The sequence below is a fragment of the Herbidospora sp. RD11066 genome (assembly GCF_054661255.1).
The window spans coordinates 1,224,135-1,238,983 of record NZ_BAAGDO010000002.1 but is presented as its reverse complement, the minus strand read 5'-3'; the positions used below and the strand labels follow the sequence as shown (position 1 = coordinate 1,238,983).

The following is a 14,849-nucleotide window of genomic DNA, read 5'->3' as shown; positions in this document are numbered from 1 at the left end:
CTATATCCTACCAAACCGATAGACATAACGGGGTAACCGAATGGTGGAACACGGTCTGACATCCCCCGACGCGTCGGTGCGGGCGAACACCCTCCGGCGGCTCGCGCGGCAGGGCGGCCCGGAGCATGCGGCGGCCGTCGCGGCCCTGGTGGGAGACCCCGGCGCGTTCGACGACCGAGACGACTGTAACGACCCCCCTGAGTCGGCCTTCACACCGGTCCGGCTTATCGCGTTAGAGGCCCTTTTCGCCCTCGCCGAAACGGGCGATTATCGGGCGGAGTTCGACGGGGCCCTCGATGACGCGGACCTTCGCGTGCGGGCGGCGGCGACGTTGGGGGCGTCTGTCGGTGCGTTGCGGGCGCGGCTGGCGGTGGAGGAGGATCGCGGGGTGCGCTACCGGATCGCGGTCGCCCTGCTGCCGGGCGACGAGTCCGCCTACGCGATCCTGGAGGAACTGAGCACGGGTGACGACTTCGCGGCCCTCGCGGCGACGGTCATCCTGGACGCCTCACGGGCGTGACTGCACGATTCCCACGACATAGGCGGCGCGTACGTGGGGGTTGCGGGCGATTTCCCACGCGTCGCCGGGTGTCGTCCGGTCGACCATCAGCCCCGATATCCGCCCGTCGGCGGCGGTCCGCCGCATCTCGGGCAGATCGAAGGCGTTCATACCCAGCACGTCGAGTTGGGCCGGGGTGAGGCTCTCCAGCCAGGCGCGGAACTGGTCGACCTCGTCCACGCCGTCGCAGGCGGGAGTGTCGGCGGCCTGGCAGTTCTCGCCCGACCAGGACAGCGGAAGACCGGCCGATCCGATCGTGGAGAAGAGCACTCGGTCGGCCACCGCGTCGAGCCCTGCCGGCTCCAGTTCGCGGATGGTCAGCGGCTCGTCCAGTTCGACGAGAAGGGCGACGGTGTATTTGCGGAAGTCCGTGCCCGATGTCGTCATCGCCTTGTCGAGACCGTGGAGGAAGCGTTCCACCTTGCGGCGCTCCCGGTCGGATCTTCCGGTCCCCTTGAGGTATTCCTCGCGGAACACCCTGGTGGCGCCCGTTTCCGCCACCCTGACCCGGTCGTATTCGCCCACGTCGGACGTGGGGAAGGTCACGGACGAGGGAATCGACGCCAGGCCACCGGGTATCGGGGGCAGTTCGACGGTGATGGCCGTCGGCGCATCGCTGGGAAGAGTGTTCTTCGCTTCGCGGTAGTCGGAGAAATAACTGGATTCGTGATCCGGATGCGTGACCGCGAGGCCGACCGCGTAGGCCGAATAGCGCTCCACCCATTCGTCGCGGGTGAGCACCTTGGGGCTTTCGGCCGTGCACGAGGTCGCGAAGACCAGGAGAACGGCGGCGAGGTGCCGCAGTCGTAAGGGCATTGGTTTCTGCCATCCCCTTGTGTGTTTTCGGCCAGGTCGCATATGTCGAGTTTCGGTGGAATGTGATCAAATTCGGATCGGCTCACCTGATCTTCTTCGGGGAAGTGTAGGGAACACGGTGAGCCGGCCCGAGAAGACGAGGAGGACCGTCACCCGTGACCGACACCCCGCTGTGGATCGAGACGATGGGCGGGCCGCTGATCGCCATTCCCGAGTCGGCCTGCCGGCATTGGCAGGGTGGTCTCGAAAACGGTGAGGATTACTGGCGGGCCTGTGCGGTGAGCGGATATGTCGGGCTCATCGAAGTGGGAACGGCGCAGGCCCTCGTTCTCGGTGACGTTCCGGCTCTCGCGACCTTTCTCCCCGAATCCCGCATTTTCGTGCGGTGGCTGGGTGCGGATTCCGCGGCGGACATCATCGACGCCGCCACCGAGGCGGTCGAATCCGCTCAGTGGGAGGAGGAGCTGGTCTGGGATGTCCGAGAACCGGTGATCCTCTTCGACTCCGTTCTCGGGTACGACATGATCGCCGAAGAGGAGCATCTGCGCGTCGACCTTCCTCCCGGGCGGCACACCGTCCGGGCCGCCACGGTCGAGACGGAGTCGGTGACGGCGGTCGTCGTGCGGCTGGATCCGGTCGAGCAGGACGGGCTCCAAGCCGTGTGCAAGTCATCCCTGGCAGGCTGATCCCGAAATTTCGGGAAGGATCACCGTGTTCGGGATTGTTCGCCCCTGCCGGCACAACTTGTGCGGCGGGTTGTTCGCGGAGTGGATGGCACACCTGTGCGGCCTCTGCGTCGCCCTGCGCGACGAGCACGGGCACGCCGCCCGGCTCGTCACCAACTACGACGGCCTGCTCGTCTCGGTTCTCACCGAGGCCCAGACACCGCTCACCCGGCACCGCCGGGCCAAGCCCTGTGCGCTGCGCGGGTTCAAGGGGGCCGACATCAGCGAGGCGGAGGGCGTGCGGCTGGCCGCCGCCGTCTCGCTGATCCTGGCCTCGGGCAAGCTCAAGGACCACGTCGAAGACGGCGACGGGCCGTTCCGGCGCCGTCTGGTCGCGGTGGGCGCGTCGAGACTGGCCGAGAGGTGGTCTGTCGCGGGGGCGGAGACCGCTTCCGGTCTGGCCTTCGATCCGGCGCCGCTGATCGAGGCCGTACAGAGACAGGCTCTTCTTGAACGGTCGCCCGGGACGGCGCTGCTGCGGCTGACCGCGCCGACCGAGGACGCCGTCGCCGCCGCCTTCGGGCACACGGCGGTGCTCGCCGGGAAGCCGCACAACCGGGCGAGCCTCGAAGAGGCCGGGCGGTACTTCGGGCGGCTCGCGCACCTGCTCGACGCGGTCGAGGATCTCGAACGGGATCGCGCGCTGGACGCGTACAACCCGCTGGTCGCCTCAGGGACCGATCTGGACACCGCGCGGACGCTCTGTGACGACGCCGCGGCCGGGCTGCGGCTCGCGGTCGCCGACCTCGATCTCGAACGGCGCGGGCTGGTGAAGGCGCTGTTCGTCCGGGAGACGGGGCGGGCGGTGGAGCGGACCTTCGCCGAGAAGAGGGATCCGCGGCTCAAGCCGAACCCCGGCGGGCTGGTCTCCCTGCTGTGCTCGACCGCCGCGTGCTGCACCTGCGGGCTCTACCGGCCACCGTGGGACGAGGAGCGGTTCAAGTCGTGCGGGGACCGCTGCCAGTGCGGGAACTGCGACGGCTGTTCGGGGTGCGACGGGTGCTGTGACTGCTGCGACTGCTGTAGCTGCGACTGCTGAAACGGGCCGCCGCCCCTCGCTCGCGGGGCGGCGGTGCGGGTCACGGGTTCAGCACTGGGTCGAGACGGCGTCGATCTTGGCGCCGAAGTCGTTGTCGTAGGCGTGGCGGAAGTCGCCGCTGCGCACGACGCGGGTCTCCTTGCGGTCGGGCACGTGGATCCAGTTGATGAAGCAGCCGTCGCTGTCGGCGCGGAAGGAGCCCACGTTGTCGTGCAGGGCCGGGGGCATGTCCACATAACCGTTGCCCGGGTTCCAGCACCACGACGCGCCCTTGAAGTCGCGGCCGCTCCACATGCAGATGTCGCCGGTCCGAGCCTGGGCTGCGGGGGTCACGACGGTCAGCGTGGCCAGGGCGATCACACCGGTCAGCGTGGCGAGACGGATCATTGCGGTCCTCCCAAAGGGTGTCACAGGTTGCATTCATATGAATACTTGCTGTTCCGGTGCCGGGCGGCGTACAACACGCGCCTGTGACCATCGGGCCGGTACGCCCGTCTTATGGGGGGTGACCGACATTCCAGCCCGGAGGCCCCCATCATCGAGGAGCTCTACCGCGAGTACTGGCCGCTCGTGTGCGGGTTCCTGCTCCGCCGGACCCGGGATCCGCACCTGGCCGAGGACCTCGCCCAGGAAACCTTCATCAAGGCCACCCGGGCGCTGCTCGGCTGGCGGGGCGAGAACCCCGCCGCCTGGCTGCTCGCCATCGCGCGCAACGTCCTGGTCGACCACGCCCGGCGCACCCGGCGTGAGTTACCGCTGCCCGATCCCGAGGAGCTGGCCGTGCCCGCGCTCGACCTCGCGGCGCTCGACGTGCGCCAGGCCCTGGAGAAGGTGGACGAGCGGCATCGGCGGCTGCTCACGCTCGTCTACCTCGAAGGGTTCTCGCTCGTCGAGGTGGCCGCGATGACCGGCCGGACCACCCCGGCGGTGAAGACCGCGATCTGGCGGGCCCGTGCCGCGTTCGCCGACATCTACGGAGAGCAGCCATGACCTTCGAGATCCCCGAGTTCGACCCCCGGGCGACCCGGCGCGCGGTGCGCCGGGGTGTGGTCAGGACCGCCACGCTCGTGCTCGGCGTCCTCACCGTGCTGGCGCTCGTCGCGACGGTGGGGTCGCATCTCGTCCAGACGCGGGGGCTGCGGGAGCACCGCATGGTGAGCGTGCTCGGCACGGCGTTGCAGATCGCCAAGCCCGCCTACGCCGTCACCGCCACGACCTGCTGCGAGACCGGGCCGCTGTCGATGTCGTTCACCGTCACGGCCACACCCATGCGCGCCTACGGCGGCTTCGGGACCTCGGGCGGGCAGGAGTTCACCGTGCGGCAGAACCTGTTCGGGGGAGTGGACGAACTTCCCTGGCACCAGATGGCCGACACCTCTCTGACCCTCGCCCTGTTCAACATGGGCACCCGTCTTCAGGAGAAGGCCGACGTCAGAAAAGTGCTGGCCCGGCTGCCCCAGGACCTCAACGCGCTCGCCGTCGTGGAGTTCGCCCGGCCCCTGGCCGGTGCCGATCTGCTCGGCTTCACCCGCCGCTACGACGCCTGCCCCGAGAAGGTGGTGTACGAAACCCGGCCGGGCTCTGCCCCCATCACCTGGGGCACGGGCATGGGCGCCCCGGCCAGGAGCGGGGGGATCGTGTGCTCCGACGCGCCCCCCGGCGAGCTCGCCGCCTTCCGCGCCTGGGTCGCGACCCTCCAGGACCATGACGAGGGCAACCTCCGGCGGTTCGACCTGAGCCTCGACCGCCTCCGCAAGGCCGCGAAGGGTGGGCTCGCGTACGGCTACGTCGGCCAGATCGTCACCGTCGAGCGGCTCCGGCGGATCATCGAGGATCCGCTCGTCCGTACGGTCCGGCTCGTGGACGTGACCTTCGACCTCAACCGGCCCTGAACGCGCGAAGGCCCGGCCGGGTGGCACCCGGCCGGGCCTCACTCACTGCTGGTGTTAACCGACGACCGAGCGCAGCGGGATGCCCGCGACGTTCAGGTCGTTGATCAGGTCACGCAGGTAGGGGTGCTCGTGGATGTCGAGCCCCTCCGGGTTCGGGATCGTCAGGTAGGACGAACCGTCCGCTGCGGCGACCGTCGCCGTGTCGGTGTACTTACCGATCACGGCCTGGGTGCGGGCCAGGTCGGCGTCGGCCACCTGGATCTGGATCGGACGCCACTCGCCACCGAGGTTCGGAGCCTCGGCCGAGGCCTCGGCCTTGACCTCGGCCGGAGCCAGGGTGCGGGCCGCCACGCGCTTCTGCGCGACGGTCGCGGTGCCCTTGGGCTGGAGGATGGCGTTGGCGAGCAGGTGGATGCCGTTCTCGTTGTACGCGCGGAACAGCGGGTTGTAGGCGAAGAGCACCGCGTGCCCGGCGCCGGTCGGCTCGTTGGTCAGCGAGACGCTGCCCTTGAGGGTGTCGGCGCCCACGGTGTACCCGTTCGACCAGAAGGTCGCGTTGTTCGGGTAGGTGAGGACGTTGGTCCCGGTGGTGCTCGGGTTGAGGATCAGGTCACCGTTGTTGAACTGGAAGTCCTCGGCCGGACGGGCCAGGCCCACCGGGTCGCCCGTGGCGGTGTCGACGCGGAAGTGCGAGCCGACGACCGTGTAACCGGCCGGCTTGGTGCGCTCGGTGGTGCTGGTCAGGCCGGCGGCGCGGGCCACGCGGGTGCCCTGGTTGCGCAGGCCGATGTACGTGCCGCCGTTGGACACCCACGTCTTGAGGTTGGCCTGGCCGGTGGCGGTCAGACCGCCGGTGGCGTTGCTGCCGTCGGGCATCAGCAGGACGCTGCGGCCGGTGAAGGCGGCGGTGTTGTTGTTGATGTCCGCCGTGGTGACCGGCTTGAGGTCGATGCCCCACTGCTTGCCGAGCACGTAGCGGGCCTCACCGTAGGAACCGGAGGTGAGGGAGACGCCGGTGCCGTTGAACAGGCCCAGGTCGGGGTTGGCCAGAGCGGTGCCGGTGGGGGCGCTGCCGCTGGCGGAGACGGTGACACCGAGCGAGGTGGCGAGCTCGTCGAGCTCGGCGCGGTCGACCTCGGTGGGCGAGAAGCCGACGACGCCGGTGGTGAGGTCACGCTTGAGCGCGACACCCTGGCCGAGCAGCTTGAAGGTCAGCGCGGAGGCCGAGGACGAGTCGAGCGGGTAGGTGTAGGCACCCTTCTTCGACGCACCCTGGGCGACGCCGCCCTCCATCTTGCGGACCAGCTCGGTCTGCGGCGCCACGACGTCACCGGAGTAGACGGTGTCGACACCGGCCAGGAGCGGGTTGCTCCACGACGAGACGTCGTAGAAGTACGGGAACGGGGTGTACGGGTCCTCGCCCAGCGTCGCCTGGATCCAGTGCTTCTGCGGCTGCGCCATCGGGATGTAGTAGGAACCCGTGGGGATCACCTTGTTGGCCTGCGTGCGGCCACCGAAGATCTTGGCGTTCGGCACGGTCAGCGGGGCGGTGAGGCGGTAGACCTCGACGTCCATCTGACGCAGGCGCTCGACGAGCTTGCGCACGTCACCGAGCTGACGGTCGTTCAGCAGGAAGTACGAGCGGATCGTCTGCTGCGGGACCGGGAACTGCACGGTGTTGGTCGGCTGGACGACCTCGTTGGGCTCCAGGGCGCCCTGCTGGCCCTCGGCCAGAGCGGTCTTCCAGATGTCCCAGTAGCTGCTCAGCACCTCGTGCTTGTTGTCGGCGGCCCAGCCCGTGGTCGCCCACTGGGTGTTGAACTGCTGCTGCACGCGGTCCTGGACGGCCGAGGTGGAGCCCTTCTCGAACGTCATGCCCGCGGCGCCGAAACCGGCGGCCGGGACGGTGTCGCCGTAGCCCATGTAGAACAGGTCGTACGTCGCGTAGTTGAAGTAGCACTCGACCGTCACCGCGCCACCGCAGGCGCCGTTGAAGCCGAAGCCGGCCTTGTTGGCCTCGCCGATGCGGTTGATCCAGTCGACCGGCTGGTCGGCGATCTCGTGGTGGATCGGGTCGGCGTTCGGCGGGAAGAAGTACTGCCGGCCGCCCATCTCGTGCGCGTCGATGAAGACCTGCGGCGGGTACTCCCGCAGCATCGCGATCTTGGCGTCGGTCTCGGGCTGGCTGCGGGCGAACCAGTCACGGTTGAGGTCGAAGCCGAACTCGTTCTGGCGGCGGTTGGCGTCGCGGCCGTCGGGGTTCTGGGTCGGCAGGATGACCGTGATCAGGTTGTCGTTGCGCTTGGCGACGTCGCACGACAGACCGGACGCGAGTTCGTACAGCGTCTTGAGCGAGGCGTCGGCGCCGCTCTTCTCGCCGCCGTGGACGTTGCCGGCCACCCAGACGATGGCCGGATTGTCGGTCGCGATCTTCGCGGCCTTGGCGTCGGTCTGGGTGCGCGGGTCCCGAAGCGACACGATGTCGTCGACGAGCTTCTTCAGCCGCGCATCGGTGACGTTGGCCGAGTTGGACACGATGGCGTAGGGCAGGTCCTGGCCGAGGACGCTCTTGACCAGGGTGCCGGTGCGCACGCGGTCGGACGCGTTGCCGACGGCCGCCACGTAGTTCTGGATCTCAGGGGTGGTGAGGATCCGGGTCTGGCCCGTGCCGAGAGGGAACCCGAAGAACTGCTCGGGCGTCGGCACGGACGCGATGTGGGCGTTCGGGTCACTGACACAGTCGGCGGCCGCCGACTGCGCCGAGGCCGTCGGCGTCAGGGTGAGACCGGCCGCCACCAGGGCCGCGGCGCCCAACGCCGCGACATAGGGGGATCTTTTGCGCATGATCGCGCGAAACCGCATCACGCCTCCAGGCGGAGGGGACGGGGGTGCTCGGGAGAGGAGCCCGTCCGAGGGAGTACTAAAACCACTGCGGACGGTATTGGAACGCGATAAAACGGACAAGATAGTAGAAAAGTCAACAGGTGACTGTCAAGTCATGTGATATCTCACATATTACCAGGTCACAGGGGTTTCTCCAGTCCCAATCGCCCCTTTATAACGGCCGATAACGACTGAGCGTCTTCTTCGCAAACACCGGAAGATTGAGCAGGTGGCCGGGCTGATCGTTCAGGTCTTCCCGGGCGACGCGATCGCGCCCGCACGAAGTTCGCCGAGCACCTTCTCCAGCCGCGCCGCCCGCGCTTTCGGCCCCCGCGCCTTCAACAGGGGCAGGATCAGCAGGTAGCGCGCGGTCCTGTCGAGCCCCTCGAACACCGCCCGCAGCGCCGGATCGAGCGCCGCCTCCAGGTCGTCGGGCACCGTGAACTCGCTCTGCGCGACATAGGCGGAATCCCACCGCCCGTCGGCGCGGGCCTGCTCGATCTCGGCCAGTCCCGGGGGCCGCATCCGCCCGGCCGCGATGAGCGCCTCCGCCTTCCGGACGTTGACCTGCGACCACGGGCTGGTCTTCCGCCGCCGGGAGTAACGCTGCAGGTAGCTGTGCTCGTCGTGGCCCTTGCGCTGGCTGTCGATCCAGCCGTAGCAGAGCGCGACGTCGAGCGCCTGGCCGATCGTGAGCGAGACCAGCGGCGACCCCTTCTTCGCGATCACCAGCCAGACGCCCTCGCCTTCGTGGTTGGTGGAGAGCCAGGTCTCCCACGCGTCGGCGTCGGGGAAGCGCATCATGCGGACCACCCTAGATCCACCGATCGGCTGAGCCGAAGTCCCGCCCGTCGGGCGGTGCCGCAGGAGGGTGCCGCCGGAGCACTCTTGGGGCATGCCACCTGTGATCGAGGTACGTGACCTCCACAAACGCTATGACGACAAGGTCGCCGTGGACGACGTGTCGTTCTCCGTCGAGCGCGGCGAGATCTTCGGGATCCTCGGCCGCAACGGCGCGGGGAAGACGACGACCGTCGAGTGCGTCGAGGGCCTGCGCACGCCCGACCGGGGCGTGATCTCGGTGCTCGGGCTCGACCCGCGGACCGACCGTGCCGAGCTGACCCGGCGCCTCGGCGTCCAGTTGCAGGCCGGGATGCTGCCGGGCCGCCTGCGGGTCGGCGAGGCGCTGGAGCTCTACGGCTCCTTCTACCCCCGCCCGGCCGACTGGCGCGGGCTGCTCCACGACCTCGGGCTCTCCGAGAAGGCCCGGTACGCCGACCTCTCCGGCGGCCAGAAGCAGCGGCTGTCGATCGCGCTGGCCCTGGTCGGCAACCCCGACGTCGCGATCCTGGACGAGCTCACGACCGGCCTCGACCCGCAGGCGCGCCGGGACACCTGGGAGCTCATCGAGGGCGTGCGGGCGCGCGGGGTGACGATCGTGCTGGTCACCCACTTCATGGAGGAGGCCGAACGGCTGTGTGACCGGATCGCCCTCATCGACCGGGGCCGGGTCGTCGTGGTGGACACCCCGGCCGGGCTCACGGAGCGGGCGCGGATCGAGCAGCGCATCCGGTTCCGGCCCTCCCGCGACCTGGACACCGCGCTGCTGGCCGGCCTGCCCGAGGTGTCGGGGGTCGAGCGCGACGGCGAGTTCGTCGTCGTCACCGGCGGCGACGACGCGCTCAACGCGGTCATGACGGTGCTCGCCCGCGAGCAGATCACGGCCGAACGGCTCCGCGTCTTCCAGGGCGGCCTCGAAGACGCCTTCGTGCGACTGACCCAGAGGGAGGCACAGTGAACGGCGCGACGTGGCGGCTCATCGCCGTCGAGGGGAAGCTCAGCGTCCGCGACCGGGCCGCGCTGGTGTGGGGGATCGCGTGCCCGCTGGTCGTGCTCGTCATCCTGGGCAGCATCCCGTCGCTGCGGGAGCCCATCACGGCCGACCTGACGGTGTTCGACGTGTACGTCCCCGTCCTCATCCTGTTCAACGTCGCCATCCTGGCCATGACCGCCCTGCCGTCGACGCTCGCCGGTTATCGGGAGAACGGTGTCCTGCGGCGGATGCGGACCACTCCCGTCGGCCCGGTCAGGGTGCTGGCCGCGCAGCTCGTGGCCAACTTCGTGATCGCGCTGGTCGCCATGGCGCTGTTCCTGCTCGTGGCGGGCCTCGGGTTCGGGGTCGAGCCGCCCCGGCATCCGCTCGGGTTCGCCGTCGTCTGGCTGCTGGCCACCGTCGCGCTGCTCTCGATCGGGCTGCTGGTCACCGCGCTCGTGGCGTCGCGGTCGGCGGCGACGGCGATCGGGACGCTGCTGTTCTTCCCGATGATGTTCTTCGCCGGGCTGTGGGTGCCGATCGCGCAGATGCCGCCGCTGCTCCGGGACATCAGCGCCTACACCCCGCTCGGCGCCGGGATGGGCGCCTTCCAAGACTCCTACCTGGGCGGCTTTCCCTCGGCGATGCCGCTGACCATCCTGGTGGCCTACGCGGTCGTGTGCACGGCCGTGGCGGTCCGCTGGTTCCGCTGGGAGTAGGACGTGCCGTTTCTGCTGGTCGCCGTCGTGCCGTTCACGCTGCTCGCCGGGCTCACCGGATATCTGGCGGCAGCCGGATACCCGACCGCCGACCTCTGGCTGTGCGCCGTGGCGGCGGCGTGGATGGCCGGGCTCTACCGGTGGCGTGAGAAGCCGGTGTTCTTCGCCGGGCTGCTGGTCATCGCCGCCGTGATGGTGGCGAGCAACCCGGTGTTCGGGCTGTTCACCCCCGTTCCCTACATCTACGCCTTCACGATGCTGCGCTGGCCCTGGCGGCTGGCCGGGGTCGCCGCGACGGCGGTGGTGTCGGGGCTGGCGCAGGCGTCGTCGGTGCCGGGGGTGCTGCTGCCGCTGGTCATCGTCGGGGTCAACGTCGCCATGATGGGGACGACCGCCTGGGTGCTCCACACCGCCGACCTCGAACGGGAGCAGCGGATCGAGGCGGTGGCCCGGCTGGAGGCGGCGCTGGCGGAGAACGCCGGGCTGCACGCGCAGCTTCTCGTGCAGGCACGGGAGGCGGGGGTGCTCGACGAGCGGCAGCGGATGGCGCGGGAGATCCACGACACCCTCGCCCAGGGGCTGACCGGGATCATCACCCAGCTCCAGGCCGCCGAGCAGCTCCACGAGGTGCCCGAACCGTGGCGGCGGCCGTTCGACGCGGTGAAGGGGCTGGCCCGCGAAAGCCTCAACGAGGCCCGCCGGTCGGTCGACGCGCTGCGGCCCGCGCCCTTGGAGACCGCGCGGCTGAGCGAGGCGCTGGCCGACGTCGCCGCGCGCTGGTCGGCCCTCCAGGGCATCCCCGTCGAGGTCGTCACCACCGGGACGGTCCGGCCCCTCGACGCCGAGACGGAGTCGGGGCTGCTGCGGACGGCCCAGGAGGCGCTGGCCAACGTCGCCAGGCACGCCGACGCGCGCCGGGTGGGGGTCACGTTGTCGTATTTGGAGGGGGAGGTGGCTCTGGACGTACGGGATGATGGAAAGGGTTTCGATCTTTCCCGGCCCGGCGAGGGGTTCGGACTGGCCATCATGCGGCAGCGCGTGGAAGCGCTGGCGGGCAGCCTGAGCGTCGAATCGGAGCCCGGTGGCGGCACCGGGATCTCGGCCTGCGTCCCCTGGAGGTCCGCGTGATCCGGCTGCTCATCGCCGACGACCATCCCGTCGTCAGAGACGGCCTGTCCGCCATGTTCGCCGCCGCGCCCGGCTTCGAGGTGGTCGGCGAGGCGGCCGACGGCGCCGAGGCGGTGCGGCTCGCCGTCGACCTGCGGCCCGATGTGATCCTGCTCGACCTGCGCATGCCGGGAGTGGACGGACTGACCGCGATCACCCGGCTCGCGGAGCTGGGCGTGACCTCCCGGGTGCTGGTGCTGACCACCTACGACACCGACTCCCACGTGCTGCCGGCGATCGAGGCGGGCGCGACCGGCTACCTGCTGAAGGACTCACCGCGCGAAGAACTGCTGCGCGGCGCGCGGGCCGCCGCCCGGGGGGAGAGCGTGCTGTCGCCGTCGGTGGCGGCGCGGCTGCTGACGCGGGTGCGCACCCCGCCGCCTCCGCTCAGCCCGCGCGAGGTCGAGGTCCTCGAACTGGTCGCCGCCGGGAACACCAACAAGGAGGCGGCGGCCCGGCTGTTCATCACCGAGGCCACGGTCAAGAGCCATCTGCTGAACATCTACGCCAAGCTCGGCGTCAACGACCGCGCCGCCGCCGTCGCCGAGGCGTTCAACCGGGGGCTGCTCATCCCGCGCTGACGATGGCCCGCAGCTGCGAGCGGTCGGCCGACGCGGTCTTGGCCAGCAGGTTCGCCACGTGGGTGTCGACGGTGCGGCGGGAGATCACCAGGCGTTCGGCGATCTTCCCGTTGGTCAGCCCCTCGGCGACCAGGCTGAGCACGTCCATCTCCCGGCTGGTCACCCCGGCCGCCCGCAGTCCGGGCGGCACCGGCGCGAGCCCGCGCCCGCGCCGCGTCGGCGCCCCCGCGACCCGCAGCAGGTCGCGGCAGATGCGCGCCATCTGGTGGTCTCCTTTCTGTACGTGCGCATCGAGGTCCACCCGCAGCGCGGGCACCGGATCCCCCCACCCGTCGGTGAGGGCGGCCTCCAGCACGAGCAACCGCAGCAGGCGGCGCCACCAGTGGTGCCCGGCCAGCGCCCGGTCGGCGTCGGCGAACAGAGCCGCGGCGAGCTCGGGACGGCCCGACCGCCCGGCCGCCACCGCGTCGGCGTACTGGAGCGCCGCCCGGTTGACCAGCTGCATCATCGCCGGGGAGCGGCGCAGCGCCGCGCGGGCCTCGGCGTCGCGGTCGGCGAGGACGGTCCGCACCAGCGCCCACAGCCCCCAGTGCTGCACCAGGCACGCCTCATCGTGCGCGGCGAGCACCTCGACGGCCTCGTCGAGCAGCGCGCACGCCCCCGGCAGGTCACGCGAGAGCAACCGGTGGATCCCGGCGGTGGCCTGTGCCAATGGCGGGATCTCGACGCGGGCGTGCGGGCGCTCGACGGCCCGCGCCAGGACGGCCCGCATCGCCGCCGCGTCCCCGCTCACCGCATGGCCGGTGGCGACGAAGAGCTCGGCGAGGCTCTCCAGGTTGGGCAGCCGCAACCGCCCGGCCTTCTCGGCCGCGCCGCGCGCGAACGCACACGCCGCCTCGGGTCCTTCGGTGTTGAGCGTGATCTCCGCGAGGAGCACCTCGCTCCAGACCACCTCGGCGTGCAGCCCGCCCCGCAGAGCGGCCTCGCGCCCTTCGACCAGGGCGGGCGAGGCGTCGTCGTCGAGCAGCTCGACCATGCCGAGCCCGAGCAGCGCGGTCACCCGGGCCGGGACGAGCCCGTGTTCGGCGCCGATCTGCGCCGCGCGGGCGAAGGCCCGGCGCGACCGGGGGAGGTCGTCGCGGGTCGCGCACCGCGCCACCGTCGTGAGCGCCTGGCAGAGCGTCTCCCAGCGCTCCTCACGTTCGGCCCGCTCGGCCGCGGCGCCGGCCAGATCGGCGGCCCGCCGCAGGTCACCCGCGCCGAACGCCGACTCGGCGGCCAGCACGAGTGCGCGGGGGTCGCCCGGCCGCCCGGCGCGCTCGATGTAGCGATCGGCGTCGGCCCAGCGGCGGGCGGCGACGGCGGCCTCGGCCAGCCGCAGGCACAGTTCGGCGTGCCGGTCGCCGGTCACCTCGCCGAGCGCGGGATGCCCGGCCTCGATCGCTTCGGGGGCGGCACCGGTGAGCGTCAGCAGCCGCACGCGTTCGATCGCCACCCGCGGCCCCAGCGCCGCCGCGCGGTCGAGGTGCTGCTCCGCGCTGTGCAGGGCGGCGGCGTTCATGTCGCGCCGGGCCAGCCGCAGGAAGATCTCCGCCGACCGCGCCGTCTCCCCGGCCGAGGCCAGCAGCTCGGCCGCGTACGCCTCCCGCGCCGGTTCGCCCCTGGTGAGAACCTCGTCGGCGGCGCGCCGCGCCAGCGCCGCGCGCTCGGGCTGGGTCACCGGCGCCAGCACCGCCTCCCTGGTCAGGGAATGCCGCCAGCGCAGCCCGTCGGGGTGCGAGACGAGCAGGTGCGGTACGGCATCCCGCAGCGCCCCCAGCACCTGCGCCTCCGGCACCCCGGTCATCGGGGTCAGCAGCGTCCAGTCGGGATCGGTGCCGAGCACGGCGGCGGCCGTCACGACCGCGCGGCGTTCGGGGGTCAGTGCGGCCAGCCGCCCGGCGACCCGGCCGACGAGACCCTCGGGCACCGCCGGGGTGCCGCCCTCCAGCAGCGAGGCCACCAGCTCCTCGGCCAGGTACGGCAGCCCCTCGGCGTGCTCCACCACGAACCGCCGCGCGTCCTCGGGCAGACCGGCGGCCAGACTCGCGACCTCGGCGGGCGTCAACCGGCCCAGCCGCAGGGTGGTGACCTCGTCGCGGCGCATCATCCGGGTCAGCACTCCCGGCGTCGTCTCATCGTCGCAGACCGAGGCCACGACCAGGATCGGCTCGTCGAGGAACGTGGCGGTCAGGTAGTCGAGCACGGCCAGCGTGTCGCCGTCGGCCCAGTGCAGGTCGTCGAGCACCATCAGGCAGCCGCGGTCACCGGCGCCTTTGCGCAGCAGCTTCAGCACCTCGGCACAGATGACGAGCGCCGGATCGACGGCCGGATCGACGACCGGCGCCGGACACCCGGGCCAGGCGGCATGCCACTTGCTGAGCGCCTCGGCCAGCGGCCGATAGGTCGCCCCACCCTCGACGGCCCGCCCCGACGCCACGGCCAGCCCGGCGCTCCTGGCCCGATCGGCGGCGGCCCGCAGCAGCCGCGTCTTCCCGATCCCCGACTCACCGGTGACCAGCAGCACCCCGCCCCTGCCTCGACCGACCCCGTCCACCAGGCTCCGGACCGTGGCCAGCTCCGCGCTCCGCCCCACCATCGATCGCATGGGGGCAT

14 protein-coding genes are annotated in these 14,849 nt (G+C 71.0%); 9 read left to right on the top strand and 5 right to left on the bottom strand.

The genetic code is table 11. The annotated features are described in order from the left end of the window. Window positions 1–40: 40 nt before the first annotated feature. Window positions 41–520, top strand: a complete 480-nt coding sequence (locus ACYQ78_RS11275; RefSeq protein ID WP_459800718.1) for a hypothetical protein — start codon at window positions 41–43, stop codon at window positions 518–520. On the opposite strand, the gene ACYQ78_RS11270 is transcribed toward ACYQ78_RS11275, so the two are convergent. Continuing rightward, window positions 509–1,375 (bottom strand): hypothetical protein, encoded by an 867-nt coding sequence (locus tag ACYQ78_RS11270; protein WP_459800717.1) that lies wholly within the window; start codon window positions 1,373–1,375, stop codon window positions 509–511. The genes ACYQ78_RS11275 and ACYQ78_RS11270 overlap by 12 nt on opposite strands. 155 nt (window positions 1,376–1,530) lie before the next feature. Here ACYQ78_RS11270 and ACYQ78_RS11265 point away from each other — a divergent pair, with 155 nt between their 5' ends. Then, complete coding sequence (locus tag ACYQ78_RS11265; protein WP_459800716.1) at window positions 1,531–2,061, top strand: Imm21 family immunity protein; 531 nt, start codon at window positions 1,531–1,533, stop codon at window positions 2,059–2,061. Between the two features lie 25 nt (window positions 2,062–2,086). After that, window positions 2,087–3,139 carry a DUF5685 family protein gene (locus ACYQ78_RS11260; RefSeq protein ID WP_459800715.1) on the top strand — a complete coding sequence of 351 codons (1,053 nt, stop codon included), beginning with the start codon at window positions 2,087–2,089 and terminating at the stop codon, window positions 3,137–3,139. Window positions 3,140–3,187: 48 nt separating this feature from the next. Here the strand turns inward: ACYQ78_RS11260 and ACYQ78_RS11255 are convergent, their stop codons facing one another. Beyond that, the gene (locus ACYQ78_RS11255; protein WP_459800714.1) at window positions 3,188–3,526 is read right to left on the bottom strand and encodes a peptidase inhibitor family I36 protein; all 339 of its coding nucleotides are present in this window, start codon (window positions 3,524–3,526) and stop codon (window positions 3,188–3,190) included. A 111-nt stretch (window positions 3,527–3,637) separates the two neighbouring features. On the opposite strand from ACYQ78_RS11255, the gene ACYQ78_RS11250 reads away from it, so the two are divergent. Together ACYQ78_RS11250 and ACYQ78_RS11245 are read left to right on the top strand one after the other, a co-directional pair. Next, entirely contained in the window at window positions 3,638–4,129 is a 492-nt protein-coding gene (locus tag ACYQ78_RS11250) for an RNA polymerase sigma factor (protein ID WP_459800713.1), read from the top strand. Beyond that, a complete protein-coding gene (locus tag ACYQ78_RS11245; RefSeq protein WP_459800712.1) occupies window positions 4,126–5,031 on the top strand; it encodes a hypothetical protein in 906 nt (301 codons plus the stop codon). The genes ACYQ78_RS11250 and ACYQ78_RS11245 overlap by 4 nt, the downstream gene beginning before the upstream one ends. Before the next feature lie 54 nt (window positions 5,032–5,085). Here the strand turns inward: ACYQ78_RS11245 and ACYQ78_RS11240 are convergent, their stop codons facing one another. Together ACYQ78_RS11240 and ACYQ78_RS11235 are read right to left on the bottom strand one after the other, a co-directional pair. Continuing rightward, window positions 5,086–7,875, bottom strand: a complete 2,790-nt coding sequence (locus ACYQ78_RS11240) for a M14 family zinc carboxypeptidase (RefSeq protein ID WP_459800711.1) — start codon at window positions 7,873–7,875, stop codon at window positions 5,086–5,088. A gap of 285 nt (window positions 7,876–8,160) precedes the next feature. Beyond that, window positions 8,161–8,718: a YdeI/OmpD-associated family protein gene (locus ACYQ78_RS11235; RefSeq protein WP_459800710.1), complete on the bottom strand. Its 558-nt coding sequence runs from the start codon at window positions 8,716–8,718 to the stop codon at window positions 8,161–8,163. Between the two features lie 91 nt (window positions 8,719–8,809). On the opposite strand from ACYQ78_RS11235, the gene ACYQ78_RS11230 reads away from it, so the two are divergent. The 4 genes from ACYQ78_RS11230 to ACYQ78_RS11215 are packed head-to-tail and all read left to right on the top strand — an operon-like array spanning window position 8,810 to window position 12,194. Beyond that, complete coding sequence (locus tag ACYQ78_RS11230) at window positions 8,810–9,712, top strand: ABC transporter ATP-binding protein (RefSeq protein ID WP_459800709.1); 903 nt, start codon at window positions 8,810–8,812, stop codon at window positions 9,710–9,712. Then, window positions 9,709–10,446 carry an ABC transporter permease gene (locus ACYQ78_RS11225; protein WP_459800708.1) on the top strand — a complete coding sequence of 246 codons (738 nt, stop codon included), beginning with the start codon at window positions 9,709–9,711 and terminating at the stop codon, window positions 10,444–10,446. The genes ACYQ78_RS11230 and ACYQ78_RS11225 overlap by 4 nt, the downstream gene beginning before the upstream one ends. A gap of 3 nt (window positions 10,447–10,449) precedes the next feature. Next, entirely contained in the window at window positions 10,450–11,574 is a 1,125-nt protein-coding gene (locus tag ACYQ78_RS11220; RefSeq protein ID WP_459800707.1) for a sensor histidine kinase, read from the top strand. Continuing rightward, a complete protein-coding gene (locus tag ACYQ78_RS11215; protein ID WP_459800706.1) occupies window positions 11,571–12,194 on the top strand; it encodes a response regulator in 624 nt (207 codons plus the stop codon). The genes ACYQ78_RS11220 and ACYQ78_RS11215 overlap by 4 nt, the downstream gene beginning before the upstream one ends. Here the strand turns inward: ACYQ78_RS11215 and ACYQ78_RS11210 are convergent. Continuing rightward, complete coding sequence (locus ACYQ78_RS11210; RefSeq protein ID WP_459800705.1) at window positions 12,181–14,841, bottom strand: AAA family ATPase; 2,661 nt, start codon at window positions 14,839–14,841, stop codon at window positions 12,181–12,183. The genes ACYQ78_RS11215 and ACYQ78_RS11210 overlap by 14 nt on opposite strands. Window positions 14,842–14,849 lie beyond the last annotated feature (8 nt).

Coding starts and splice junctions, on each gene's coding strand:
- ACYQ78_RS11275 (WP_459800718.1), top strand. CDS start 41: ATGGTGGAACACGGTCTGACATCCCCCGACGCGTCGGTGCGGGCGAAC.
- ACYQ78_RS11270 (WP_459800717.1), bottom strand. CDS start 1,375: ATGCCCTTACGACTGCGGCACCTCGCCGCCGTTCTCCTGGTCTTCGCG.
- ACYQ78_RS11255 (WP_459800714.1), bottom strand. CDS start 3,526: ATGATCCGTCTCGCCACGCTGACCGGTGTGATCGCCCTGGCCACGCTG.
- ACYQ78_RS11250 (WP_459800713.1), top strand. CDS start 3,638: ATGGGGGGTGACCGACATTCCAGCCCGGAGGCCCCCATCATCGAGGAG.
- ACYQ78_RS11245 (WP_459800712.1), top strand. CDS start 4,126: ATGACCTTCGAGATCCCCGAGTTCGACCCCCGGGCGACCCGGCGCGCG.
- ACYQ78_RS11240 (WP_459800711.1), bottom strand. CDS start 7,875: ATGCGCAAAAGATCCCCCTATGTCGCGGCGTTGGGCGCCGCGGCCCTG.
- ACYQ78_RS11235 (WP_459800710.1), bottom strand. CDS start 8,718: ATGATGCGCTTCCCCGACGCCGACGCGTGGGAGACCTGGCTCTCCACC.
- ACYQ78_RS11230 (WP_459800709.1), top strand. CDS start 8,810: ATGCCACCTGTGATCGAGGTACGTGACCTCCACAAACGCTATGACGAC.
- ACYQ78_RS11210 (WP_459800705.1), bottom strand. CDS start 14,841: ATGCGATCGATGGTGGGGCGGAGCGCGGAGCTGGCCACGGTCCGGAGC.